This window comes from Neorhizobium petrolearium (genome assembly GCF_029854435.1).
GTDB classification, from domain to species: domain Bacteria; phylum Pseudomonadota; class Alphaproteobacteria; order Rhizobiales; family Rhizobiaceae; genus Neorhizobium; species Neorhizobium petrolearium.
The window spans coordinates 4,641,500-4,667,119 of the sequence record NZ_CP123000.1; the positions used below are offsets into that span (position 1 = coordinate 4,641,500).

A 25,620-nucleotide genomic window follows, 5' to 3' on the forward strand; every position below is an offset into this window, starting at 1 on the left:
AGCTTGACGCCCTGCTCGAACGCCATATAGTTTAAACTTAAAATAATGAGACGGAACATCAGGAGGATTTGGATATGCGCATCGTCTGCGTCGGTGGTGGTCCCGCAGGTCTCTATTTCGCGCTCCTGATGAAGAAGTTTCATCCCGAGCATTCCATCTCGGTGATCGAGCGAAACCGACCCTATGACACGTTCGGCTGGGGCGTCGTCTTCTCCGACGCAACCATGGTTTCCATGCGCGCATGGGATCCGGAAAGTGCGGCCGAGATCGAGGATGCCTTCAACCATTGGGACGATATCGAGCTGCTCTTCAAGGGCACGCGCCAGCGCACCTCCGGCCACGGCTTCGTCGGCATCGGCCGAAAGAAGCTTCTGAACATCCTGCAGCGCCGCTGCGAGGCGCTCGGCGTGGAACTGGTCTTCGAGACGGAGGCCAATGGCGATCTTGACTATCCGGATGCCGACCTGATCATCGCCTCCGACGGCTTCAATTCAAAGATCCGCAACCGTTATCCGGAAGTCTTTCAGCCTGACCTCGTTGTGCGCCCGAACCGATATATCTGGCTCGGCACCCACAAGCTCTATGACGCCTTCACCTTCGACTTCCGCAAGACGGAACATGGCTGGTTCCAGGCGCATATCTACAAATTCGACGACAAGACCTCGACCTTCATCGTCGAGACGGCCGAGGAGACTTACGAAAAGCACGGCCTCGGCCAGATGGACCAGCAGCAGTCCATCGACTTCTGCGAGAAGCTGTTCTCGGAGGTACTCGAAGGCTCCGAGCTCATGACCAATGCGCGCCATCTGCGCGGCTCGGCATGGCTCAACTTCAACCGCCTGATCTGCGGCAAGTGGAGCCATTTCAACGGCAATTCACATGTCGTGCTGATGGGTGACGCCGCCCACACCGCCCATTTCGCGATCGGCTCGGGCACCAAGCTCGCGATCGACGACGCGATCGAGTTGACCAACCAGTTCAACAAGCTGGGCCACACCAGGAACAATATCCCGCAGGTTCTCGAAACCTACGAGGAAATTCGCCGCGTCGACGTCGCCCGCATCCAGAATGCGGCCCGTAACGCCATGGAATGGTTCGAAGTGGTCGGCCAGCGTTATGCCGACACGCTGGAACCGGAACAGTTCATGTATTCCATGCTGACCCGCTCCCAGCGTATCAGCCACGAGAACCTGCGCCTGCGCGATCCGAAATGGCTGGAAGGCTACGAACGGTGGTTCGCCAGGAAGAACGGCCTCGATGTGAGCGGCAACGGCCGCACCCTGCCGCCGATGTTCACGCCCTATTCGCTGCGGGAAACCCACCTGCCGAACCGCATCGTCATGTCGCCCATGGCCATGTATTCGGCGAAGGACGGGTTGATGGACGATTTCCATCTGGTCCACCTCGGCTCCCGTGCGCTCGGCGGCGCCGGCCTCGTCTTTGCAGAAATGACCTGCGTTTCGCCGGATGCACGCATCACACCCGGCTGCCTTGGCCTCTGGAACGACGAGCAGGCGGTGCGTTGGAAACGCTTCATCGACTTCGTGCATGACAATTCCACCGCAAAGGTCGGCATCCAGCTCGGCCATGCCGGTCGCAAGGGATCGACCAAGCTCGCCTGGGAAGGTATCGACCAACCCCTGGAGGACGGCGGCTGGCCATTGATTTCGGCATCCGCCATCCCCTATCTCAAGCACAGCCAGGTGCCGAAGGCGATGGATCGCGCCGATATGGACCGGGTGAAGGCCGATCACGTCCGCGCCGCGAAATATGCGGCACAGGCAGGCGCCGACTGGCTGGAACTGCACTGCGCCCACGGCTACCTTCTGTCGAGCTTCCTTTCGCCGCTGACAAACCTGCGGGATGACGAATATGGTGGCAGCCACGAGGACCGGGCGCGTTATCCGCTGGAAGTCTTCAAGGCGATCCGTGAGGTTTGGCCGCAAGACAAGCCGATTTCCGTACGTCTGTCCTGCCATGACTGGTTCGAGGGCGGCAACACGCCGGAAGATGCGGCAATCTTTGCGAAAATGTTCAAGGAAGCCGGCGCTGATCTGATCGACTGCTCGTCCGGCCAGGTATGGAAAGAGGAAAAGCCGGTCTACGGCCGCCTTTTCCAAACGCCGTTCTCCGACAAGATCCGCAACGAGATCGGTATCCCGACGATTGCCGTCGGCGCAATCTCCGAGGCGGATCACGCAAACTCGATCATTGCTGCCGGCCGCGCCGATCTCTGCGCGGTGGCCCGTCCGCATCTCGCCGATCCGGCCTGGGTGTTGCACGAGGCGGCGAAGATCGGCCTGACGAACATTCCCTGGCCGAAGCAGTATTATTCCGGCAAGGCGCAGTACGAAACCAACCTCGCCCGCGCTGCGGCGGCGGCAGCCCCTCCGGCGGTCGGCCCGGCTGTGGTGGCGAAATAAGGATCGCGTCATGAGCGAAGCGATTTCGGACAGGCTTGCCAACCGCCATGCCCTCGTCACCGGCGCGGGGAGCGGCATCGGTGCGGCGATCGCTACGGCATTGGTGGAGGCCGGCGCGCACGTGACGCTGGCGGGCCGCCGGGCGGAACCGCTGGAAGCGCTGGCCGCAACGCTTGGCACAGAGAGGACCTGCGTCGCAGACGGCTTCGACGTCACCGACGAAATGGCGATCGACAATGGTCTGAAGACGGCGCGGGCCGCTTTCGGCCCCGTCGACATCCTCGTCAACAATGCAGGCGAAGGCCCGAGCGCGCCGTTCGAGAAGACATCGCTCGATATGTGGAACCGGGTCATGTCGGTGGATCTCACCGGCGTATTCCTGGTCACTCAGGCCGTGCTGCCGGACCTGAAGGCCCACGGGACCGGGGGCCGAATCATCAATATCGCCTCGACGGCCGGCCTGACCGGCTACGCCTATGTCTCCGCCTATGTCGCCGCCAAGCACGGCGTCATCGGCCTCACCCGCTCGCTCGCGCTGGAATTGGCGAAGACCGGCATCACCGTTAACGCCGTCTGCCCCGGCTTTACCGATACGCCGCTGATCGCCCGTTCGATCGAGACGATCGTCGCCAAGACCGGCCGGACCGCAGAACAGGCGCTGAAGGAATTCACCAAGAGCAATCCGCAGGGGCGGTTGGTGAGGCCGGAAGAGGTCGCGGACACGGTTCTGTGGCTGGCATCGCCCGGCGCTGCAGCGATCACCGGGCAGGCAATTGCGGTTGCCGGGGGAGAAATCCTGGCAGGCTAGTCGGCCCGACATGAACCAAGGAAACGAAACCTGGGAGATCACGATGGAACTGGAAAAGGGCATTACCGAGAACGGCAGCGGATATAGGGGTATCACCTGGAACATCCTGGGCCAGGTCTATTTTCCAAAAGCCGTCTGCGACGACACCTTCGCCTTTGAAACCAACAGTCTGCCGGGGCAGTTCGTACCGGTGCACATTCATCCGACCCAGGATGAATTCATCCTCGTGCAGGAAGGTGAGCTCGATCTGAAGCTCGACGGCCAATGGGTCAAGGCAAAGGCCGGAGATCTTGTCCGTATGCCGCGCGGTATCCCGCACGGTTACTTCAACAAGTCCGACAAACCGTGCCGGGCGCTCTTCTGGGTCTCGCCGGCCCGCAAGCTCCACCAGCTTTTCGAGGCGTTGCACGAAATGACCGATGTGGACGAAATCGTGAAAGTTTCCGCCGCACACGAGGTGGATTTCCTGCCGCCTTCGGCCAACGACTGAGACACAGAAGACAATTCCGGCCACCTGAAAAGGCGATCAGTCGATTACGGGAGAGGAAGAAGCATGAGCGACGCGATGAACGAAATGAAGCGCGGCTTTCGCGATTACCAGCCCAAGCATTTCCTCTGGGAAGTGAGCGAAGGCGGCCGCGTCGCGACGATCCGCTTGAACCGGCCGGAGCGCAAGAATCCGCTGACTTTCGAAAGCTATGCCGAGCTTCGCGATCTCTTCCGCGATCTTGTCTACGCATCGGACATCCGCGCGATCGTGCTGACGGGCGCCGGCGGCAATTTCTCCTCCGGCGGCGATGTCTTCGAGATCATCGAGCCGCTCACTCACATGGCCATGCCGGATCTTCTGGCCTTCACCCGCATGACCGGCGACCTCGTGAAGGCGATGAAGAAGTGCCCGCAACCGATCATTGCAGCCGTCGATGGTATCTGTGCCGGCGCCGGCGCGATCCTCACCATGGCTTCCGATATGCGGCTTGCCACACCGGAAGCGAAGACGGCTTTCCTCTTTACTCGCGTCGGTCTTGCCGGCGCGGATATGGGCGCATGCGGGATCCTGCCGCGTATCATCGGCCAGGGCCGCGCCGCCGAACTGCTCTTCACTGGCCGCACGATGAACGCCGCCGAAGGCCAGGCCTGGGGTTTTTACAATGCCCTGCACGCCGCCGATCAGGTCGAGGTGGAAGCCGTCAAGCTTGCCCATTCGCTGGCGGCCGGACCGTGGTTTGCCCATACGATGACGAAAACCATGCTGAACCAGGAATGGGCGATGGGTATCGACGAAATGATCGAATCCGAAGCTCAGGCCCAGGCGATCTGCATGGTGACCAAGGACTTCCGCCGCGCCTTCGAGGCTTTCGCCGAGAAACGCAAACCAGTCTTCGAGGGTAACTGATGGCGGCTCCCACCACTCTCAAAGGGCCGACTCGCGATTTCCTCGGCTGGCCGTTCTTCGATGACAGCCACAAGGCGCTAGCCGAAAAGCTCGATGCCTTCGCGGCCTCCGGCGCACTGAGCCATATCGACCATTCGGACACGGACGGCGCCTGCCGCGCGATCGTCAAGGCGCTGGGGGAAGCCGGCCTGCTGGATGCCGCAACCGGCGCCGGCGGCAGCCAGCCGATCGATAGCCGCGCTGCCTGCCTCACCCGCGAAACGCTTGCTTGGCATGATGGGCTTGTCGATTTCGCTTTCGCGATGCAGGGCCTCGGCACCGGTGCAATCGGCCTTTCGGGCACGGACGACCTGCGCCGCACCATACTGCCCAAAGCGCAGTCCGGCGAGTGGATTTCCGCCTTCGCGCTCTCCGAAAAGGACGCCGGTTCGGATGTCGCCGCGATGGCCTGCTCGGCCCGCAGGCAAGGCGACCACTATGTACTTGATGGCGAAAAGACCTGGATTTCCAACGGCGGCATCGCCGATGTCTACACGGTCTTCGTCCGTACCGGTGAGGCGCCCGGCACGCGCGGCATTTCAGCCTTTGTGGTCTTCGCCGACGATCCGGGCTTCTCGATCGCCGAGCGCATCGAGGTGGTCGCCCCGCACCCGCTGGCGACGATCCGCTTCGAAAACTGCCGCATTCCGGCCTCGCGGATGCTTGGTTCTCCTGGCGAAGGTTTTAAAATCGCCATGCGGACGCTCGACATTTTTCGCGCATCCGTGGCAGCTGCCGCCTTGGGTTTCGCCAAGCGGGCGCTCGATGAGGCGGTCGCCTATGCCAAGGCGCGGCCGATGTTCGGCAACCACCTTTCCGACTTGCAGCTTACCCAGGCCGCTTTCGGCGACATGGCAGCCGAGATCGATGCGGGCGCTCTTCTGACCTACCGCGCCGCCTGGCGCCGCGACGTGCAGGGCCTGCCGACCACCAAGGAAGCGGCAATGGCGAAGATGGTAGCCACCGAAAATGCACAAAAGGTCATCGACCGCGCCGTGCAGATTTTCGGCGGCCGCGGCGTCAGGAGCGGCGAAATCACGGAGAGTCTTTATCGTGAGATCCGGGCGCTGCGCATCTACGAGGGCGCGACCGAGGTGCAGAAGCTCATCATCGCCCGCGAACTGTTGAAGGCGTGAGGGCAACCATGGCTTATACCATTTCCCGCCGGTTGAACTTCGGTGATTGCGATCCTTCCGGTATCGCTTATTTCCCCTCCTACCTCGACATCCTGGTCGGAGCTTACGAAGAGTTCTTTCGGGCGATCGGCTTTCCCTGGCCGGAGTTGATCAACGAGCGGAAGATCGGTCTTCCGACGGTCACTTTGGATCTCACCTTCAAGAGCCCCGGCTTCCACGGCGACATGATGGATTTCACTATCAAGGTGATGCGGATCGGTACCAGTTCGGTCGATCTCGAACATGAGGTGCGCGCTGGCGATCGATTGCTCTGGACCGCCAAGCAGCGGCTGGTCGCGACCTCTCTCGAAACACACAAGGCCTGCCCATGGCCGGACGATATGCGCACTGCGCTTACACAGCATTTGGAGAAGAACGATGCACATGATTCTGCAGCCTGAAGGCTGGGCAAAACCGATCGGCTACGCCAATGGCGTGGCCGCCACCGGCCGCCAGGTCTTCGTCGGCGGGCAGGTCGGCTGGAATGCCCAATGCCAATTCGAGACGGACGACTTTGTGGGCCAGGTGCGTCAAACGCTCATGAACGTCGTTGCCATACTGGCAGAGGCCGGTGCGCGGCCTGAACATGTCACGACCATGACCTGGTACTTCACCGACAAGGCGGAATATCTCGGCAATCTGAAGGGTATCGGCCAGGCCTATCGCGAGATCATGGGCAAGCATTTTCCGGCCATGGCCGCCATGCAGGTCGTTGCTCTGGTGGAAGACCGCGCCAAGATCGAGATCCAGGCAACAGCAGTCATTCCGGAGTAGGCAGCCATGAACGACGCGATCAAATTTTCGTCCACGGTCTCGGCTATGACCCGAGGCGGGATTCTGGTCGTTACCATCGACAATGCGCCGGTCAACGCGACGTCTGCCGACGTCCGCAGCGGGCTTGAAAAGGCGCTTGTCCATGCGGAAGCGACTGCCAATGTGGCAGGCGTCGTCATCACAGGCGCCGGTAAGACCTTCATCGGCGGTGCCGACATCAGGGAATTCGGCAAGCCGGCTATAGGGCCGACCTTGCCGGCTGTTATTGAAAAGATCGAGAAGCTGTCGAAGCCGGTCGTCGCGGCGCTCAATGGGGCAGCCCTCGGTGGTGGCCTGGAAGTTGCGCTCGCCTGCCATTATCGAGTTGCTTCTTCCACTGCTCAAGTCGGTCTGCCCGAAGTCAAGCTCGGCATTGTTCCCGGCGCCGGCGGCACCCAGCGTCTGCCGCGCCTGATCGGCATCCCGGCCGCATTGGACCTCATCACCTCGGGCCGTTCTGCAAAGACCGACGAAGCTCTCTCGCTCGGGATCATCGATGAAATCGCCAAGGCCGATCTCGTCGAAACCGCCATTTCGGCAGCGCAAAAACTGTCAGGCAAACAGCTCCGTCGCACGGGCGAGTTGAGCATAGCCACCAATGAGGCGGCCGAAATCGAAAGAGCCGCCGCTAGAATTCTCGGCAGAGCGCGCGGTCAGAAGGCACCGGCCGAAGCCGTGCGTCTGATCACGTCGTCTAACCGCCCTCTCACCGAAGGTCTGGCTGACGAGCGAGCCACCTTCCTGACCCTGCGCGATAGCCGCGAAGCTGCGGCACTCCGCTACGTCTTCTTCGCCGAACGGGAATCTTCCAGGGTCGAAGGGCTCGAAGGCATTGAGCCTCGCCCAGTCAAGACGATCGGCATCTGCGGCCTCGGCCTGATGGGCAGCGGCATTGCGATCGTCGCCCTCGCAGCAGGTTACACGGTCATCGGCCTCGACCAGACGGCGGAGGCTGCCGAAAAAGGCCGCGAGCGCATCGTCGGCCTGTTGGAACGCAATCTCGCTTCCGGCCGTCTAGATCAGAACGGTTTCGAGGCGCAAAAGGCCCGGCTTTCGGTGACGGCATCGGACGCCGACCTCGCCCCCTGCGATCTCGTCATTGAAGCCGTTTTTGACGATCTCGCCGTCAAGATCGACCTCTTCCGCCGTCTCGACAAAGTCATTCGTCCGGGTGCAGTGCTGGCGACCAACACGAGTTATCTGAACCCGGACGAAATTGCCGCCGCGACCGCTTATCCGGAGCGGGTGCTCGGCATGCATTTCTTCTCTCCGGCGCATGTCATGCGGCTGCTGGAAATTGTCCGTTGCGCCAGAACCGCGCCGGATGTTCTGGCGACCGGGCTCGCCGTCGCCAAGAAGCTCAGAAAGCTGCCGGTCGTCGCCGGCGTTACTGAAGGCTTCATCGGCAACCGCATCTTCTCCGCCTATCGCCGCGAGGCCGAGTTCCTGCTGGAAGATGGGGCTCTGCCACACGAGATCGATGCGGCGCTGGAAGATTACGGTTTCCCTATGGGCCTTTTCGCCGTCTACGACATGGCAGGGCTTGAGATCGCCTGGGCGCGCCGCAAGCGCCAGGCCGCCGCCCGCGATCCCGCTACACGCTACGTCGGGATCGCCGATACGCTCTGTGAAATGGGGCGGTTCGGCCAGAAGGCCGGCCGCGGCTGGTATGCCTATCCGGATGGCAAGCGCACCATCGATCCGGATGTGACCGCGATCATCGAAGCCGCCCGTACCCAAAAGGGCATTACACCGCGCGCATTCCCGAAAAGTGAGATTCAAGAGCGGATGCTGAAGGCCATGGCCGCCGAAGGCGAAGCATTGCTGGCCGAAGGCATCGCCGCACGGCCGAGCGACATCGACCTGGTGATGATCAACGGCTACGGCTTTCCAGCCCATAAGGGCGGCCCGATGTTCGCCAGGACCTGATCTGCAAATCTCTGTCTTTGAAATAACACATTGAAATCTCTTGCGTCCTGCCTCCTGCTAATGCAGGCGGGATGGTCGCCTGCTGCCGCACACTTCCTCGCCAAAAGAGTTTCGCTCATTTGATCAAAATTGCTTGCATGTTTCCTCAAAACGCCTATTGTTTGCCCAAGCCTCGCAAGTAGGCAACTCCAAGCAACGACAGGGAACGCTGCATGTCCTCATCTGATGAGCTTCCTTTGCTGAGATATTTTAAATTTAAAATATCTGCCGCGTCGTTGCCGCATTCCGACTCTCTCGTGGCGCATAGGAGATCATGATGCCTTTCTCGTTTCCCGCATTCAAACGTAAGATGCTGCTGGGCACGATCGCCGCGGCCGCCCTGACGGCACCGCTGGCCACCAGCGTCCAAGCCGCGGATTTCAAATTTGCCGGCCCGCTGGATGCCTATACGCTCGATCCGCATGCTGTCTCGAATACCCTGATTTTCGCCGTTCTCGCCAATGTTTATGAACCACTGGTCCGCCGCAACGCCGAACAGAAGATCGAGCCGGCACTTGCGACCGAATGGAAACAGACGGACGACACGACCTGGGAATTCACTCTGCGCCAGGGCGTCAAGTTCTCGAACGGAAATCCGTTTACTGCCGATGACGTGGTCTTCTCGCTGACCCGCGGCCAGGCGGGTGGCATCAAGGCAAACCTGAACTCCATCGCCTCGATCGAAAAGGTTGACGACTATAAGATCCGTATCAGGACACGCGCCGTCAACCCCATCCTGCCGAACCAGATCACCAACTGGTACATCATGGATAAGGAGTGGGCCGAGGCGAACGGCGCCGTACAGCCGGGTGCCGCCAACAACGCCACCGAGACCTTCGCCAACCGCAACGCCATGGGCACCGGCCCCTACGTCATCAAGGAGCGCGATCCGGGCGTGAAGACCGTTTTCGCCACAAATTCTGGCTGGTGGGACAAGAAGGCCGGCAATATCGATAATGCCACCTTCTTCGTGATCCCAAATCCTTCCACTCGCGTCTCGGCCCTGATCTCCGGCGAAGTGGACCTGATCGACGGCGTACCGCCGCAGGATGCCGAACGTATCGACAAGGCCGATGGCCTACATGTCAAGGCCGGGCCGGACCTGCGCACCATCTATGTCCAGCCGGATGTTGCACGAGACAGCCTGATCTTCGGCAGCGAGAAGGCCAAGAACCCTTTCAAGGAACTCAAGGTCCGCCAGGCCATGGAACTGGCGATAGATACCGGGGCGATCCAGAAGCGCATCATGCGCAACTATTCGGTTCCCGTCGGCCTGCCGATCGGTAAGGAGATCAACGGCTTCGATCCGGAACTCGGTGCACCGGTCAAGCCGGATGTCGACAAGGCCAAGGAACTGATGAAGGAAGCCGGCTACGAGAACGGCTTTTCCGTCACGCTCGACTGCACCAACGACCGCTTTATGAACGACGAAGCCACCTGCCTCGCGGTCGCTGCCTCGCTTGCCCGCATCAACATCAAGGTGGAACCTCGCGCCCAGGCTACCAGCCGCTGGGCGACCCAGGTGAACCCGCCGGAATACAATACCAGCCTTGCAATGCTGGGCTATTCGCCGGCGACCTATGACGCCCATATCTTCCTGACCTCGATTGCCGCCACCCGTGATCCGAAGAGCGGCCTCGGCGCCTTCAATATCGGCGGTTATTCCAATCCCGAGGTCGACAAGCTGATCGCCGCCATTGGTAAGGAAACCGACCAGGGGAAGCGCACCGATCTCATCCAGCAGGCTTTCAAGCTCATCAAGGCGGATGTCGGCTTCATTCCGCTTCACCAGCTCAACATTCTCTGGGGCGTGAAGGACAATGTCACCGTTGTGCAGCCAGCCGACCTCGCCTATCCGCTGCGCTATTTCGCGGTGAAATAATGACGATTGCCCCCGGCATCACGACACAGGACATCACGAAACAGCTTGCAAGTCTCGTGTCCTTTCCGACGGTCAGCGCCGTCTCCAACCTCGACCTGATCAAATACGTGGAAGACCAGGCCGCCCCCTTCGGAGGACGCGTCCGGCGCTTTCCGAATGCCGAAGGCAACAAGGCGAACGTCCTTATTTCGATTGGCCCCGAAGCGCCTGGCGGCATCATCTTCAGCGGCCATACGGACGTCGTGCCGACGGAAGGTCAGGCATGGTCCGGCGATCCCTGGACGCTGAGGGAAGCGAACGGCCGGCTGATCGGCCGCGGCGCGACCGATATGAAGGGCTTCCTCGCCTGCTGTCTCGCTGCAGCACCTGGCATGGCCCAAAAGAAACTCAAGAAGCCTATCCATCTCGCCTTCTCCTATGACGAGGAAGTCGGCTGCACCGGTGTTGGCTCGATGGCCGAATGGGTGGGGCAAAGCGACTTGAAGCCGCGGCTCGCCGTCATCGGCGAAGCGACCAGCATGGACATGATCGCCGCGCACAAGGGCGGCCTGATTGGCTGGTGCCGCGTCAAGGGCAAGCCCGGTCACTCCTCCCAGCCAGACCGCTACGTCAACGCCGTCATGGCAGCCGGCGACATGATCGCCGAGATCAACCGCATCCGCGAGGACATGCGCAATGGCCCGCAGTTCGAGGGCCTCGATCCACCCTATTCGACGATTTCCGTCAACGTCATCAAGGGGGGCCTGCACGGCAATATCGTCGCCGAGAACTGCGATTTCTTCTGGGAGATGCGCATCATCCCCGGCGAGAGCGAAGTGGCGGTGTTCGAGCGCATGCAGCGTTTCGCGGTGGAAAAGCTGAATCCTGCCATGCAGGCTATCGACCCAGCCTCCGGTGTCTTCTTCGATGTGCAGGCACGCATTCCCGGCCTGAAGCCGAACGACGATCCGATACTCGACGCAGAGCTCCTGAAGCTTCTCGGACGCTCGGAGCCGCGCTATGTTTCCTACGGCACGGAAGCGGGCATTTTCCAGATCGCCGGTGTTCCGTCGGTCGTCATCGGCCCGGGCGATATCGCCGATGCACATCAGCCGGACGAGTCGATTGCGATTTCCGAGCTGGAGAAATGCATCGCCTTTCTTGACCAGCTTGGTGACACCTGCTGCTGAGGATTTGAAGTGCTGAACTATGCCGCATCCCGGATCGTGCAGACGGTCATCGTTCTGCTCGTGATCAGCTTCATCGCCTTCCTGCTGGTCGCCAATATCGGCGACCCGCTGGCGGCACTCCTCTCGGCCGATGCGACCGTGACGGAGCGGATGGAACTCATCGCCAGGCTCGGCCTCGACCAGCCGATCGGCACGCGCTTCGTGCATTTTCTTGGCAACCTGCTGCAGGGCGATTTCGGCCTCTCCTACCGCACTCAGGACCCGGTGGCGAAACTTATCATCGAGCGCATGCCCGCGACGATCGAACTCGCTTTCGTCAGCCTGCTCATCACCATCCTCGTTGGCGTGCCAGCCGGCATCTATTGCGGCGTGCATCCGAACTCACTGTTCGGCCGCTTCATCATGCTGATCTCGACGGCCGGCATCACGCTTCCGAACTTCGTCGTCGGCCTGCTGCTGATCGCCGTCTTTTCCGTGCAAATGGGTCTGTTGCCGTCATTTGGGCGCGGCACGGTCGTCGATCTCGGCTTCTGGACAACGGGCCTGCTCTCCGTTTCCGGCTGGCGAGCGATCATCCTGCCGGCAGCGACGCTTTCCACCTTCCAAGTCGCGTTTATCATCCGAATGCTGCGCACCCAGCTCATGGAAGTCGGCCAAAGCGAGCATATCCGCTTCGCCCGCGCCCGCGGTCTGTCGGAAGCGCGCATCTGGTATGTCTACGCCATCAAGAACACGCTTCTGCCGGTCATCACCATGCTTGGCCTGCAGCTTGGCAACATCATCGCCTTTTCGGTGGTGACGGAAAACGTCTTCGCCTGGCCGGGCCTCGGTTCGCTCTTCCTGCAATCGATCCAGGCGGCAGATATTCCGGTTATCGCCATCTATCTGATCTTCGTCGGCCTGGTCTTCATGGTCATTAATCTGGTCGTAGAACTGCTCTACCCGCTGATCGATGCCCGCGTGTTGAGGAGGCAATCATGACCCCTGTCGTCAACACCCCTTCGGTTCCGACAGTCCGCCGCAGCCGCCTGTCGAAACTTCTGCGCGCCATGCGCAAGGCACCCGGGCCGACCACCTGCGCCCTCGTCATCTTCGCGCTGCTCGTCTATGCCTTCATGACGCCGCTGGTATCGCAGAATCCCTTCGAATTCGCCGGCATGTCGGTGATGGACAGCTTCATTCCGCCCATGTGGATGGTAGACGGTATGCCGGATTTCCCACTCGGCACTGACGACCAGGGTCGCAACCTCCTGACCGCCATGGCCTATGGCATGCGGACTTCGATCATCGTCGGCTTCCTGTCCGTCATCATCGGTCTCGTGCTTGGCGGCAGTCTCGGCCTGATAGCCGGCTTCGTCGGTGGCAAGGTGGATGCTTTCATCATGCGCTTCGCCGACGTTCAGCTCGCCTATCCAGCCTTGCTGCTCGCGATGATCATCGACGGGGCAGCTCGCGCCGCGCTTGGACAGGAGCGGAGCGTCATGACGGCGATCGCCATCGTCGTGCTCTCGATCGGCATCGCCTTCTGGGTCCAGTATGCGCGCACGATCCGTTCATCCGTGATGATCGAACGAGACCAGGATTATGTCTCGGCCGCCCGCATCACCGGCCGCAGCAGCCTGTCGATCATCATCCTGCACATCCTGCCGAACGTCATGGCACCGGTTCTGGTCATCGCAACCATCAATCTTGGCATCGCCATCATCACCGAGGCAACGCTCTCCTTCCTCGGCATCGGAATCCCGGTCACCTCGCCGTCTCTCGGCACGCTGATCCGCAATGGCAACAATTTTCTGCAATCCGGCGAATGGTGGATCTCCGTCTGGCCCTGCCTCGTGCTCGTCGCCTTCGTCGTGTCGGTCAACATCCTCGGCGACCACCTGCGTGACGTTTATAATCCGCGACTAAGGGGACGCTCGTGACGACACCGCTTCTCGACGTCCGCGACCTGACGGTCACCATCAACCGCGACGGCCGTCTGATCACAGCGCTCGACAAGGTCTCCTTCTCCGTGGATCCGGGAGAGGTGCTCGGCATCGTCGGCGAATCCGGTGCCGGCAAATCGATAACGGGGGCTGCGATCATCGACCTTCTCGTGCCGCCCCTGAAACGCACCGGCGGCACCATTTCGCTTGCCGGGGAGCGTCTCGACCAGTTGTCACCGAAGGCGATGCGTCGCGTGCGCGGCGGCAGGATAGGCTTCATCTTCCAGGACCCTATGACCAGCCTCAACCCGGTCATCACTATCGGCCGGCAGCTCTGCGATACGATCGAGGCGCATCTGAAGATCAGTGGCGATCGGGCGAAGAAAAAGGCGCTCGAATGGATCGAACGGGTCGGCCTGCCGAACCCTGACACGCAATTCAAGCGTTATCCGCACCAGCTTTCCGGCGGCATGCGGCAACGTATCGTCATTGCGCTGGCACTCTGCGCCAATCCGGCGCTCGTGATCGCCGACGAACCGACGACCGCGCTTGATGTATCGGTCCAGGCCCACATCTTGCAACTGATGCGCGACCTGCATCGCGAAAGCAAGGCGAGCATGATGCTGATCACCCATGACCTCGGTGTCATCGCCAAGATGGCCGACCGCGTCGCTGTGCTTTACGCCGGCCGCGTTGCCGAGATCAGCCCTGTCGGCGAACTCTTCAACGCGCCGAAACACCCCTATACCCATGGACTGATCCGCGCGACGCCGATGCCATCGGCCAATGGCGAGATGCGGCTCGACCAGATTCCCGGCGCCATGCCGGGGCTCGGCGCGGTTCCGCCCGGCTGCGCCTTCAATCCGCGTTGTTTTAAGGCCGAAGGCGATTGTTGCTCGGCAGCACCACCGCTGACCATGAAGGAAAGCGTTGCGTTTTCCTGTTTCCACCCGCTGGAAAAGGAGATTGCATGAGCGCCCGGGATTTCCTTACTCTCAACCACGTCAGCAAGGTCTATCGCCGCAATCAGAGCCTTCTGGAACGGCTGAAGAAGAACGACACTAGCGGCACCAAAGCGGTCAGCGACGTCAGCCTCGCTGTCCGGCATGGAGAAACTCTGGGCCTCGTCGGGGAGAGTGGCTGCGGCAAGTCGACGCTGGCCCGCCTCGTCTCCGGCCTCATGGAGCCGACCTCCGGCGCGATCGCCTTCCGCAGGGATGCAGCCGGCAAGACGCCACGCCTCCAGATGATCTTTCAGGACCCCTATTCGTCACTGAACGGCCGCTGGACGATCGAGGATATCATCGCCGAACCGATCCGCGTCCATAAGCTGCGCCGGGGCCGGGCGGCGATCCGCGCCCGCGTCGACGAACTGCTCGTTCAGGTCGGCCTGTCGCCGGCGGATGCCGAAAAATACCCTCAGGAATTTTCCGGCGGCCAGCGGCAGCGCATCTGCATCGCCCGCGCGCTTGCCGGCGAACCGGAATTCCTGATCCTCGACGAGCCGACTTCGGCGCTAGACGTGTCAGTCCAGGCACAGATTCTCAACCTTTTGCGCGACCTGCAGAAGAACTTGGCACTCACCAGCCTGTTCATCACCCACAACCTCTCGGTCGTGCGGATCATGGCCGATAGGATCGGCGTCATGTATCTCGGTGAACTGGTGGAGGCAGCACCGTCGGAAGAGCTGTTCCTCAGGCCTCGCCATCCCTATACGCGCCTCTTGATCGATGCCGCCCCGGATATGGATACTGGCGACCGCACGCTACATCCGATTGCTGGCGAACTGCCCAACCCGGCCTTTCCGCCCTCCGGATGCCGTTTTCACACGCGTTGTCCCTTCACGAAGGATATCTGTCGCAGCACGGTGCCGCCGAAGAAAACGACCGGAGCCGACAGCATGTTCCGCTGCCATTTCGATCTCGATCTGTCGAACGGGCAGGCGATCCTGCCGATCGCCAAAGCCAGAACCGCCTGAAATCCCGAGGATGCCCCAATGACGACTGCCCCTTCCCGCCAGGCGACGATCGAAAAGGCTGTGGGTTATCTCAACGACGGCTCCTTCGAAGCGGCGCTCCGCAAGCGCGTCGCGATCCCGTCGGCAAGTCGTGTCGCGGCCAACAGGCTGGACCTTTGGCGCTATGTAACTGGGGACATGCAGCCCTTCTTCGAACGCCTCGGCTTCGCGACGAAGATCTACCAGAACGACCTGGCTCCAGGCCCCTTCCTGATCGCCGAGCGGGTTGAGAACCCCAACTACACCACCATCCTGCAATACGGCCATGGCGACGTTGTCGCCGGTTTGGATGGTCAGTGGGAGGAAGGTCTATCCCCCTTCGAGATGGCGGAAAAAAACGGCGCCTGGTATGGCCGCGGCACGGCCGATAACAAGGGTCAGCACACGATTAACCTTGCCGCGATCGAGGCTCTGCTGGCAGTCAAAGGCTCGCTTGGCTTCAATCTCAAATATCTGATTGAGATGGGAGAAGAGTCCGGTTCGCTCGGCCTGGAAGAGATGTGCGCTGCCCACAAGGACGAGCTCAAGGCCGACGTCTTCATCGCTTCCGATGGTCCTCGCCTGGCACTGGAACGGCCGACGATCTTTCTCGGCGCCCGCGGCGGCATGTCCTTTCATCTGGAGATCAATGCGCGCGAAAGTTTTCAGCATTCCGGCAATTGGGGCGGCATCCTCTCCAATCCCGGCATAGAGCTCTGCCATGCGATTACGGCGCTGGTGGATCGGACAGGTAGGATCAAGGTCCGCGAGATGACACCTGGGAACATCCCGGAAAACGTCCGCGCGGCGCTGAAGGATTGCGAGATCACCCCGGCCGCCGACGATCCGCCGATCGAGCCGTGGTGGGGCGAGCCGGGCCTCACGCCCGAGGAAAAAGTCTTCGCCTGGAGCTCCTTCGAGGTCATGGAGATGGAATGCGGCAACCTCGCCCAGCCGCTTTACGCCATCCCGCCCAAAGCCCGCGCCCGCGTGCAGCTCCGCTTTCCGGTCGGCGTCGATCCGGATGAGGTCGTTCCGGCCGTTCGCAAGGCTTTGATCGATGCCGGTTACGACCGCGTCGTCGTCAAGGATCCCACCGACGCGATCTTCCTCGCCAGCCGCCTCGATCCCGACCATCCCTGGGTCAGACGTATCGTCGCCTCGACCGAGAAGACGTTGGGCGCTCCGCCGGCCATCCTGCCCAATCTCGGCGGTTCACTGCCGAACAACATCTTCTCCGATTTGCTCGGCCTGCCGACCATCTGGATTCCGCATTCCTATCCCGGCTGCCTGCAACATGCTCCAAACGAGCACCTGCCGGTCAGCATCGTTCGCGAGGGACTTGCCATGATGGCCGGTCTTTATTGGGATATCGGTGAAACAGCCGCTGACCGGCAGGCCGGTTAGATTGACAAAACGACCCGGTTTCGGCCGCTCGTTTTCGCCTTGTAGAGATTTGCGTCCGCAGCCTTGAGGCATTCCTGAGGATCAAAGCCAGGAACGCAATAAAATGCTCCGATGCTCGCCGATACGGAGATAATTGATCCGGAGGCTGAACGAAAATCCATGCAGTCGATCAATCCGCGAATTTCCTCACATCTTCGCAACATCGCTTCAGCCGTCAAATCACTCTGAAAAAGCGCAAACTCCTCTCCTCCAAGGCGGCCTGCAATGTCGAATTCTCCTTGATAGGCCGCAAGTATTTGTCCTGTCCGACGGAGAGCTTCGTCGCCCGTTGCATGTCCATGCCCATCATTGATCGACTTGAAATAATCGAGATCCAGGAATAGTAGGCCACCCGCCACGCCTTTGCGGCTGAAGGTTTCCAATTCTTCAAGGAATGCATTTCTGTTGAGAAGCCCGGTTAACCCATCCCGGCGTGATTGTAGGCGAAGCTCTTCATATGCGATCGCCAGCTTCTGGAGTGCCTCCGAGGCTGCCACTTCTGCGCGCCGAAGTTTTTCAGCCTGTCGGAAATGCACGGCCGAAGCTGGAATGGAGATAACCAGCGGGCAAACGATGGTCATTATGAGACCGGCTCCGGCCACCTCTCCACCGAGCATCGGAACGATGCTGAATGAGAGAATGAGGGAGGCAAGCAGCGACAGCAGACCGGTCAGCAATGACTTGGCGAGGACGATGCGCATCGAAAGAGCCGCGAGGAATGAATATCGGGGCCTCTCTTAAGCTTGCTGACTTTAACATAGGCTGAACCAATCCCGAAACATCCTAGGTTTTGACATGTCTTTAGGCGTCCTGAAGCGTCAGATAAGCGGTCGGCCAATGACAATATGGCTCGCCATGTGCCCAAACATCATTCGTCGCCCTGCCTGACGAATCCTTTTAGGATCTTGACGGACTCGCGATAAGTCATCAGTCGATGCAACGTTGCCGCTGACGGGTGGTCAGCAGTATACTCAACATCGGCAAGTTCGGGAAAGCCCCGCTCCAGGTCGTGGATCAGCGACTTATAAATCATGATCTGTTCGTGAGTGAATTGAGCATCAGGTGCACGAGACATTCTTTTGGTCCTTTTCTTACGGGACCTTACTTGCACGGCATCTAAATTGCTTTGAGGGAAATCAACGCTCGAAGCGCCGTACCGGCACATCCGACATCATAGGCGTGTCAGGATTTCGCCCGAAAGGACGACCTGAAAGTTTCCATCCGAAAGCGGTTCCACCAGATAGCCATCGGAGGTGTAGTAAACGAAGCGGGTGACGGTGCCAGTTTCTCTGCTCTCCCGATGCCCATCGCCGCGGCTCCGGATGGCCTTGAATACTGACACAGAGTTTCCCCTTTCATCCAGGCAATCGATACGCGCGCGCTCTTCACCGGACATTCTTACCGCCCCATCCATGACGTTCTGCAACAATATGAACGGCGAGCAAGGCAGGCAAGGGATTTGGTCGCAGGTTCGAGTGCACGCCAAACATCAAGGGCCAGGCGCACTACCCATCCCGATCGCTTTCGATCCTGCCAGCGGTCTTCGCAACATCCGCCGAAGCCTCCCGGAACGGCGCCCGGCTGAGTTCGTTACCGGCGGCGATCGCCTTGCGTAAAAGCCGCAGGAGTTCCTCCGACTCGTCTGCATTCAGGCCTCGCAGCATCATGCGCTGCGCCGCCTCAACCGCCGGCATGATACCGGAAAGCGTTTCCCGCCCCGCCTCCGTGATCTCCAGTTCGCGCGCACGCCTGTCCCTTTTGCTCGCACGGCGCTCGATGAAGCCCTTCTGCACCAGTCGATCCACGACGCCGGTAATGGTCGTCCGGTCGTAGGCTATCAACCCGGCGAGCGTCACCTGATCAATGCCCGGATTCGCGCTGATCGCAGCCAGCGCCGCGTATTGAACGGGTGTCAGGTCATAGCCGGCGGCCTCTGCTTCCGCATGGAAGACGGCAACGGCAATCTGCTGGAACCGGCGGGCCAAGTGCCCCGGCATGTCATTGTTGTCTTTCACCGATCTCTCCATGACCGATCCTCGCCTTGACAGCATACATATAATCAGCATACTGATTAATTATCGCGACGACCCAGGCTCGTCGTTCTCACATCGTCGCAACAACTTAAACCACGAGGCGGTTCAACCGTCGATACTGGCAGCCAGCAAACCGAAGCCTATGGCAGCCGCGGGGTACGGTTGCAGCCAGGATGAGACGGATACCCAGCAAGACACGCGGAGGAGATACATCCATGCAATTTCACCTCAACGGGTTCCGGACCGGAGATCCGGCAATTTCGGAGCCATCCGGCCAGCACACGACGTCATCCGGTTCGGATCCGCTTCCCGAAGAAGTCGATGTTCTGGTTATCGGCTGTGGGCCGGCCGGATTGACGCTCGCCGCCCAACTGGCAGCCTTTCCCGACATCAAGACCTGCATCGTCGATCAGAAATCCGGTCCCCTGCAACTCGGGCAAGCCGACGGCATTGCCTGCCGCACTCTGGAAATGTTCGAGGCCTTCGGCTTTGCCGAGCGCGTGCTGAAGGAAGCCTATTGGGTCAACGAGACGTCATTCTGGAAACCGGACGATGCCGAACGGGAAAAGATCGTTCGCCACGGCAGGATTCAGGACGTCGAGGACGGTCTCTCCGAGTTTCCCCATGTGATCCTGAATCAGGCGCGTGTGCATGATTTCTATCTGGATGTCATGCGCAGATCGCCGAGCCGGCTGGAGCCGCACTACGCGCGGCGCCTCCTCGACCTTCAGATTGATCCGCCGTCAGCCTCCCGCGATCAGCCTCCCGGCCATCCCGTGACGGCCAGGCTCGAGCGACTCGATCCTTCGCACGAAGGGCGGGTGGAGACCATCAGGGCCCGCTACGTGGTCGGCTGTGACGGCGCGCGCAGCGTCGTCAGGAAGTCACTCGGGCGGGAACTCAAGGGCGATTCGGCCAATCAGGCCTGGGGGGTCATGGATGTGCTGGCCGTCACAGACTTTCCCGATATTCGCCTCAAGGCGCTGATCCAATCCGCCAATGAAGGCAGCATCGTGCTCATTCCGCGGGAAGGCGGCTATCTGGTCCGCATCTACGTCGAGCTCGACAAACTCAACGAAAACGAACGGGTGGCCAATCGAAACATCACCGTCGACCACCTGATTGCCGCAGCACAGCGGATTCTAAAGCCCTATACGCTCGAGGTGCAGGAAGTCGCGTGGTGGTCCGTCTATGAGATAGGCCAGCGGCTCTGCGACAAGTTCGATGACGTGCCCGAAGGGAAAATCGAGACGCGTCTGCCTCATGTGTTCATCGCCGGCGACGCCTGCCATACCCACAGTCCCAAGGCAGGCCAGGGTATGAACGTCTCCATGCAGGACGCGCTCAATCTGGGCTGGAAGCTTGCAGCCGTCCTTCAGGGTCGCTGCTCGCCCGAACTTCTGCACAGCTACTCGGCGGAACGACAGGCTATCGCCAAAGAACTGATCGATTTCGACCGCGAATGGGCCAAGATGTTGAGTGCCCCCCTGAAATCCTCACCGGATGGCGAAGGCGTCGATCCGGCGGAGGTCCGGGAATATTTCGTCAGGCACGGACGTTATACGGCGGGAACGGCGACCCATTACCGCCCGTCCATCCTCACAGGCGAATCGACCCATCAATATCTGGCGAAGGGGTTTACGATCGGCACACGCTTTCATTCCGCGCCGGTCATTCGCCTCGCGGATGCCAAGCCGGTTCAGCTCGGCCACGCCGCGAAGGCGGACGGCCGCTGGCGCCTCTATGCTTTCGCCGGCACCGGAGATCCCATTGCCGCCGGCTCCGGCATTCGGTCCCTATGCGAGTTCCTCGCCGACGCGCACGAATCCCCCGTCGGGAAATATACGCCGGCTGGCACGGACATCGATGCCGTTATCGATGTCCGCGCGGTCTTTCAGCATGGCCATCGCGAACTCGCCGTCGAGGCCATGCATTCCCTCCTCCTTCCGGCAAAGGGACGCCTGGGGCTTCGCGATTACGAGAAGATGTTCTGCCCCGACCTGAAAAGTGGCAATGATATTTTCGACATGCGCGGTATCGATCGGGAACAGGGATGTTTGCTAGTCGTGCGGCCGGACCAATACGTCGCGCATGTTCTCCCTCTCGGCGCGCATATCGAACTTGCCGCCTTCTTCGACGGCTTCATGATGCAGAAGAACTGAACGAAGTCTCAATGGGAGTGCCTACACCGACGTACGAAATGGTTCCGAGATCGGCAGAACCAACGGCACCAACGGCCCTCTCCTACCAGCGAAGCCAGCGCCGCCCTGAAATATAACCTAAGGAGGTCATGATAGCGATTGCTATCATATACCAACTCCCCACAAACAGGGGGCTGTCATCAGGACAATGCCAGGCATAAATGGCAGCCCCGATCCCTCCCGCTGCCAAACCCGCGACTGCTCCGGCGAGACCTGGGTTTTCCGGGGCGCCATGCTTCAACGCCCAAAAGAATGCCATGAAGGGTGCCAGCGACAGAAGCGGGATGAAGATCAGGCAGACGTTTGGATAACGTCCGATCATGCTCGCCTTCCAGGCATCCATGGGCAGAACGAACAGTTCGACAAGGATACCGGCCACAAGCAGGATAAGTGGCAGGAAAAATGCAAGCACGTGCGCCTTGATGTCAACGCCAGGTCTGCCGATCCTGAAGACCAGGTTGCACCCGACTATCGCAAGGATCAACGTCAAGGCGATCTTGAAATCGACGCGGCTCGTTTGAAGCGCCTCCACCATATTCGCGCGAATCCCGACGGTCGAGACGAGAACAATCGCGGACACCGAAGCTCCGATCACCAGCGCCGCCATCAACGCTCGCCCAAGGCGAACGCGGACTGGAGCATCCTGCGCCAGGAGATTGATCAAATCATCGGTATTCAATCCATTCACTCCACTCTGCCTCGTTATCAACGAACGACTTGATGCGCTCACAGCGGTCAAGATCCGCACCAGCTTCTTCTCACAACGCCGCAGCCAATCAGCAACAATGTAGCCAATCAGCGCCACAAGAGCCATGGCCCGATTGGGCGCGCGGATATCGTCATTCGATATATCCCTCTGCAGAACAATGCTCCGGCTATTGCTGGCAATGCTGAAGTGCAATTTCAAGCCTGAGACGTCTGATCATCTGCTGATACTCTTCGAGCCGACGCGTTGCCTGCCGCGCTTCGGCAGAGCCTGCCGGCCAAACCTGCCAGAGGATCAGCTCGAACCGCAGGTCCCTGGCCGGACTGGGTCGAAACCGCCCCCATAGCTGAATGATGCGGCTTCCGCGATGACACCGCAAAACGGCAGCCCCTTGGAAATCCTCCACGGGATCGAGGGCATGGGAAGGATTGAGGAGTAAAGCCTTTCCGCCATCCGCTCCAAGAAGGACAAGTTTTCTCGCGGAATGACCGTCACCGGTGCCGGCAGGATCGCGCAGCCGCGCCTCCAAGGTCGTTCCGACGGGCAGCAGGATGGACAGTTCCGGCGTGATCATCTCATCCCATACCACGTCGTGCCCGCCGGAACGATGTTGCGTGTCGTCAACTCGGCGAAACGGAAAGCGCTCATCATTCTTCCTGACATCCATCCGATCGGCTCCTGTTGTTGATGCATGCGGCCGGGAAGTCCGTTGAGCCTAGTTCGCCCAGGATAACCGCTTCGTTACATCCGCCTTCAAATTTTCCCTGGAGGGCCCGGCCGCGATCGCCCCAGCAGAAAAATCATCGCCTGATGTAACGAACTCGGTGGCCAACCCGTAAAGGCCGTTATCGGTGCCAATCCGACAGCCGTTGCTTCCGGAAATCTTCCCGTCCGCCGGCTTCCCCAAGGAGTCTGACATGAACTGCGATGCCTATGATCTGATCACCAGCAGCGACAGCGCCGAAGCCCGGCGAGCTTTCGAGCAAGCTGTCTATGGTCTTGCAACGCACCGTCCGAGTACGGGCGCATCGCTGCAGGCAACGCTTGCCGCCGATCCAGATCATGTTGCCGCACACGCGCTTACCGGTTTTGCAAACCTCATCCTTGCTCGCTCGGAACTGGCCGCCGGCGCCGAAGTAGCGCTCGCCGAGGCCCGAGCAGCACTGACGAGGAAGAACGGTGGAACGGCAGACGAACAGGTACTTGTGAAGGCCTTGGCTGCAGCCAGCGGGGGCTCATTTTCCGGCGCCATCGACACGCTTGATTGCGGCTTTGCCGACCGCCCGGCGACTTTCCTTCCTTTCAAGCTCTCACACGCCCTTCGCTTCATGCTCGGTGATGCCGCCGGAATGCTGACGGCGAGTTCACGAGCGGTAGATGGCCTTGATTCAGCAAGCCTTTCCGCCGGTTTCGTATTCGGCTGTTATGCCTTTTCGCTGGAAGAAACCGGTCGCTATGAGGAGGCCATGAAAGCGGGACAGAAAGCGGTGGTCTTGCAGCCGGATGATTCCTGGGGCCTGCATGCGGTCTCGCATGTCTTCGAGATGCGCGGACAGACCCGGGAGGGCGTCGATTGGCTCGAGAACAGTCGAAGCGCCTGGTCACGTTGCAACAATTTCTCCTTTCACATGGCCTGGCATCTCGCTTTGCTGCACCTCGAACGCGGCGACCATGAGCGTGTCCTTCAGCTCTACGACGATGAAGTGCGTCCCCAGCAGACGGATGATTTCAGGGATATGGCAAATGCTGTCTCGCTCCTGTGGCGGTTGAACCAGATGAGTGTTCATGTGGGATCGCGCTGGCATGACCTCGCCGGCATCGCCCGGGCAAGGCGGCGGGACACGACCCTCATCTTCGCAGCTCTTCACAATCTCGCGGCACTGGTCGCGATCGGAGATCGGGTTGGCGCGGCCGAACTCGTCATAGAGATAGAGGAGAAAGCCATGGGTATCGGCGACCAGGCACGGGTCGCAGCCGAAATCGGCGTGCCGATGGCACGCATGCTTGCGGGACTCGGCGCCCCGGCGGACAGGCAGATGCTCGATCGGGTGATTGTCAATCTGCCAAAGATCGGCGGCAGCAACGCACAACGCGATTTCTTCGTCCTCGCGCTTGCAAAGGCGGTCGGCAGCCGTGGCGACAACGCAGGCATCTCCCGAATCCGTCATATGCGCAGGCATCTGAAAGCGGAGGACCGCCTGATCCGCTCGATCGAACAATCTGCCGGCATGAAGCTGTCGGCCTGACCTCAACGCAACATATGAGGGTGAATGAAATGACCATGATGGAAATGCAGAAACCGAGCATATTCCCGACAATCGAGCCCGGCCTTGGAAAAACTATCATCGTGTCCGGCCTCGCCGCGGACATTGCTTGGGAAATATGGGCGCGCCTGATTACGCCTTTGCTCGTCGGCGGCCCCCTGGAGCCCGCGGCACTTGTGCAAACGGTCTTCGGCTTCAACAATCTGCTTCTGGCCGAGGCGATCCATGCCACGGTCGGCATCGTGTTTTATCCGATCGGCTATCTTTTCATCGCCCGGCCTCTGCAACGAATCGTCTTCCCGCAGTTGCCTTTGCTCCTGACCGGCATCGGCTTCGGCGCCGGGCTATGGGTGTTTGCGCTCTTCGTGATGGCCCATCTTGTCGCCGGGCTGCCGCCTTTTCTTGGTTTCATTCCGCTGACCTGGGCTTCGCTCGCCGGGCATATCATCTTCGGCGTCACAGTCGCCTATACCATCCGGGCGTTTGGAAGGTGACGGGACGCTTGCTCGATCTTTGCGCATCGATCTCGGGGAGACCGATGTTCCAGCGCTTGCTCGCGGCAGCCCTCTGTCTCGGCGCAGATCCGGGGCTTGCCGGCTCCTATTGCGGCGGAGATGTCGCATGCACGGTGGACGGCGGCAACTACCGCATCGAACTGCCGCAAGATGGCGACGTAAGGGGCGCCTACGTTTACTTCCACGGCTTCAAGAGTTCTGCGGAATTGCAGATGCGACAGCGCGCTCTCGTGGGTACGACGCTTGCTCATCATCTTGCCTATGTCGCCGTCGATGGGCTTGCCGGCGGCTGGTCGTATCCAGGCGCACCACGGCGCGACCGCGACGAAAGGCGCTTCATCGGAAATGTCTTGAACGACCTCCAGAACCGATATGGCTTCGCGTCGGAAAAAGTGATCGTCGGCGGCTTCTCCATCGGAGCTTCCATGGCATGGTACACCGCCTGTGAACAGGGAGGCCGGGTGGCCGCTATGGTAACGTTTTCCGGTGTGTTCTGGGACCCTCTGCCCAAGGCAGCGGACTGTACCGGCAATCTGCCGCCGATGATCCACTTCCACGGAACGGCAGATAGAACATTTCCGTTAGCCGGCAGGGCAATCGGCAAGACTTTTCATCAGGGCGACGCACTCAAGAGTGTCGCCATTTACCGTGAGAGGGCGCGATGCGACCTGCCCGCCGCTCACAAGAGCACGATCGACGGTATCGTCTGCGACGACGTTCCCGGTTGTTTGCGCGGCGAGAGCATTCTTTGCATTCATGACGGCGGGCATGAGGCCCGACCCGATCTTCTGGATGCCGGGCTGACCGCCCTCGGCTACCCGAAATGAGCAACCTGCTCCGGAAAAGGCAAACCGTTTCGGG

Annotated in this window: 25 protein-coding genes; 19 read left to right on the forward strand and 6 right to left on the reverse strand. The window is 60.5% G+C overall.

All coding sequences use genetic code 11. The features are described 5' to 3' along the window. The first annotated feature begins 74 nt into the window (after positions 1-74). The 15 genes from QEO92_RS22450 to QEO92_RS22520 all read left to right on the forward strand — a co-directional run bounded on the left by QEO92_RS22450 (position 75) and on the right by QEO92_RS22520 (position 17,001). Entirely contained in the window at positions 75-2,423 is a 2,349-nt protein-coding gene (locus tag QEO92_RS22450) for a bifunctional salicylyl-CoA 5-hydroxylase/oxidoreductase (protein WP_227704490.1), read from the forward strand. Between the two features lie 10 nt (positions 2,424-2,433). Continuing rightward, positions 2,434-3,231 (forward strand): SDR family NAD(P)-dependent oxidoreductase, encoded by a 798-nt coding sequence (locus QEO92_RS22455; RefSeq protein ID WP_037156404.1) that lies wholly within the window; start codon positions 2,434-2,436, stop codon positions 3,229-3,231. Between the two features lie 43 nt (positions 3,232-3,274). Next, positions 3,275-3,721 (forward strand): cupin domain-containing protein, encoded by a 447-nt coding sequence (locus QEO92_RS22460; RefSeq protein ID WP_037157218.1) that lies wholly within the window; start codon positions 3,275-3,277, stop codon positions 3,719-3,721. Between the two features lie 63 nt (positions 3,722-3,784). Next, positions 3,785-4,627 carry an enoyl-CoA hydratase family protein gene (locus QEO92_RS22465; protein WP_227704491.1) on the forward strand — a complete coding sequence of 281 codons (843 nt, stop codon included), beginning with the start codon at positions 3,785-3,787 and terminating at the stop codon, positions 4,625-4,627. Continuing rightward, a complete protein-coding gene (locus QEO92_RS22470) occupies positions 4,627-5,802 on the forward strand; it encodes an acyl-CoA dehydrogenase family protein (protein WP_037156399.1) in 1,176 nt (391 codons plus the stop codon). The genes QEO92_RS22465 and QEO92_RS22470 overlap by 1 nt, the downstream gene beginning before the upstream one ends. 8 nt (positions 5,803-5,810) lie before the next feature. Beyond that, entirely contained in the window at positions 5,811-6,242 is a 432-nt protein-coding gene (locus QEO92_RS22475) for an acyl-CoA thioesterase (protein WP_227704492.1), read from the forward strand. Next, positions 6,220-6,615, forward strand: a complete 396-nt coding sequence (locus QEO92_RS22480; RefSeq protein ID WP_227704493.1) for a RidA family protein — start codon at positions 6,220-6,222, stop codon at positions 6,613-6,615. Before QEO92_RS22475 ends, QEO92_RS22480 begins: the two co-directional genes overlap by 23 nt. Before the next feature lie 6 nt (positions 6,616-6,621). Beyond that, positions 6,622-8,583, forward strand: a complete 1,962-nt coding sequence (locus tag QEO92_RS22485; protein WP_227704494.1) for a 3-hydroxyacyl-CoA dehydrogenase NAD-binding domain-containing protein — start codon at positions 6,622-6,624, stop codon at positions 8,581-8,583. Positions 8,584-8,896: 313 nt separating this feature from the next. After that, positions 8,897-10,504 (forward strand): ABC transporter substrate-binding protein, encoded by a 1,608-nt coding sequence (locus tag QEO92_RS22490; protein WP_280107474.1) that lies wholly within the window; start codon positions 8,897-8,899, stop codon positions 10,502-10,504. Further along, a complete protein-coding gene (argE, locus tag QEO92_RS22495) occupies positions 10,504-11,673 on the forward strand; it encodes an acetylornithine deacetylase (protein WP_227704496.1) in 1,170 nt (389 codons plus the stop codon). Before QEO92_RS22490 ends, argE begins: the two co-directional genes overlap by 1 nt. A 9-nt stretch (positions 11,674-11,682) precedes the next feature. Continuing rightward, positions 11,683-12,654 carry an ABC transporter permease gene (locus QEO92_RS22500; RefSeq protein WP_037156390.1) on the forward strand — a complete coding sequence of 324 codons (972 nt, stop codon included), beginning with the start codon at positions 11,683-11,685 and terminating at the stop codon, positions 12,652-12,654. Beyond that, positions 12,651-13,595, forward strand: a complete 945-nt coding sequence (locus QEO92_RS22505; RefSeq protein WP_227704497.1) for an ABC transporter permease — start codon at positions 12,651-12,653, stop codon at positions 13,593-13,595. Before QEO92_RS22500 ends, QEO92_RS22505 begins: the two co-directional genes overlap by 4 nt. Then, a complete protein-coding gene (locus QEO92_RS22510) occupies positions 13,592-14,572 on the forward strand; it encodes an ABC transporter ATP-binding protein (protein ID WP_227704498.1) in 981 nt (326 codons plus the stop codon). The genes QEO92_RS22505 and QEO92_RS22510 overlap by 4 nt, the downstream gene beginning before the upstream one ends. After that, the gene (locus tag QEO92_RS22515) at positions 14,569-15,576 is read left to right on the forward strand and encodes an ABC transporter ATP-binding protein (RefSeq protein ID WP_227704499.1); all 1,008 of its coding nucleotides are present in this window, start codon (positions 14,569-14,571) and stop codon (positions 15,574-15,576) included. Before QEO92_RS22510 ends, QEO92_RS22515 begins: the two co-directional genes overlap by 4 nt. A gap of 18 nt (positions 15,577-15,594) precedes the next feature. Beyond that, positions 15,595-17,001: a M20 family metallopeptidase gene (locus QEO92_RS22520; RefSeq protein ID WP_227704500.1), complete on the forward strand. Its 1,407-nt coding sequence runs from the start codon at positions 15,595-15,597 to the stop codon at positions 16,999-17,001. On the opposite strand, the gene QEO92_RS22525 is transcribed toward QEO92_RS22520, so the two are convergent. The 4 genes from QEO92_RS22525 to QEO92_RS22540 form a co-directional block, all read right to left on the reverse strand. Next, positions 16,998-17,741, reverse strand: a complete 744-nt coding sequence (locus tag QEO92_RS22525; RefSeq protein WP_037156379.1) for a GGDEF domain-containing protein — start codon at positions 17,739-17,741, stop codon at positions 16,998-17,000. The genes QEO92_RS22520 and QEO92_RS22525 overlap by 4 nt on opposite strands. Before the next feature lie 167 nt (positions 17,742-17,908). Then, positions 17,909-18,115, reverse strand: coding sequence for a hypothetical protein (locus QEO92_RS22530; RefSeq protein ID WP_227704501.1), 207 nt, complete (start codon positions 18,113-18,115; stop codon positions 17,909-17,911). A gap of 96 nt (positions 18,116-18,211) precedes the next feature. Then, positions 18,212-18,382, reverse strand: a complete 171-nt coding sequence (locus QEO92_RS22535) for a hypothetical protein (protein ID WP_161784793.1) — start codon at positions 18,380-18,382, stop codon at positions 18,212-18,214. A 163-nt stretch (positions 18,383-18,545) separates the two neighbouring features. Then, on the reverse strand, positions 18,546-19,055 hold the full coding sequence (locus QEO92_RS22540) for a MarR family winged helix-turn-helix transcriptional regulator (RefSeq protein ID WP_227704502.1): 510 nt from the start codon (positions 19,053-19,055) through the stop codon (positions 18,546-18,548). A 233-nt stretch (positions 19,056-19,288) separates the two neighbouring features. Between QEO92_RS22540 and QEO92_RS22545 the strand changes: the two genes are divergently transcribed. Beyond that, positions 19,289-21,235: an FAD-binding monooxygenase gene (locus QEO92_RS22545; RefSeq protein WP_227704503.1), complete on the forward strand. Its 1,947-nt coding sequence runs from the start codon at positions 19,289-19,291 to the stop codon at positions 21,233-21,235. A gap of 82 nt (positions 21,236-21,317) precedes the next feature. Here the strand turns inward: QEO92_RS22545 and QEO92_RS22550 are convergent, their stop codons facing one another. Together QEO92_RS22550 and QEO92_RS22555 are read right to left on the reverse strand one after the other, a co-directional pair. Continuing rightward, positions 21,318-22,181 (reverse strand): DUF1109 domain-containing protein, encoded by an 864-nt coding sequence (locus tag QEO92_RS22550; protein WP_320443043.1) that lies wholly within the window; start codon positions 22,179-22,181, stop codon positions 21,318-21,320. Next, positions 22,150-22,647 (reverse strand): hypothetical protein, encoded by a 498-nt coding sequence (locus QEO92_RS22555; RefSeq protein ID WP_227704504.1) that lies wholly within the window; start codon positions 22,645-22,647, stop codon positions 22,150-22,152. Before QEO92_RS22555 ends, QEO92_RS22550 begins: the two co-directional genes overlap by 32 nt. 250 nt (positions 22,648-22,897) lie before the next feature. On the opposite strand from QEO92_RS22555, the gene QEO92_RS22560 reads away from it, so the two are divergent. The 3 genes from QEO92_RS22560 to QEO92_RS22570 are packed head-to-tail and all read left to right on the forward strand — an operon-like array spanning position 22,898 to position 25,586. Beyond that, complete coding sequence (locus QEO92_RS22560; protein WP_227704505.1) at positions 22,898-24,226, forward strand: tetratricopeptide repeat protein; 1,329 nt, start codon at positions 22,898-22,900, stop codon at positions 24,224-24,226. 29 nt (positions 24,227-24,255) lie between these two features. Continuing rightward, positions 24,256-24,738: a hypothetical protein gene (locus QEO92_RS22565; protein ID WP_227704506.1), complete on the forward strand. Its 483-nt coding sequence runs from the start codon at positions 24,256-24,258 to the stop codon at positions 24,736-24,738. Positions 24,739-24,782: 44 nt separating this feature from the next. Further along, positions 24,783-25,586, forward strand: a complete 804-nt coding sequence (locus QEO92_RS22570; protein ID WP_227704507.1) for a CE1 family esterase — start codon at positions 24,783-24,785, stop codon at positions 25,584-25,586. Positions 25,587-25,620 lie beyond the last annotated feature (34 nt).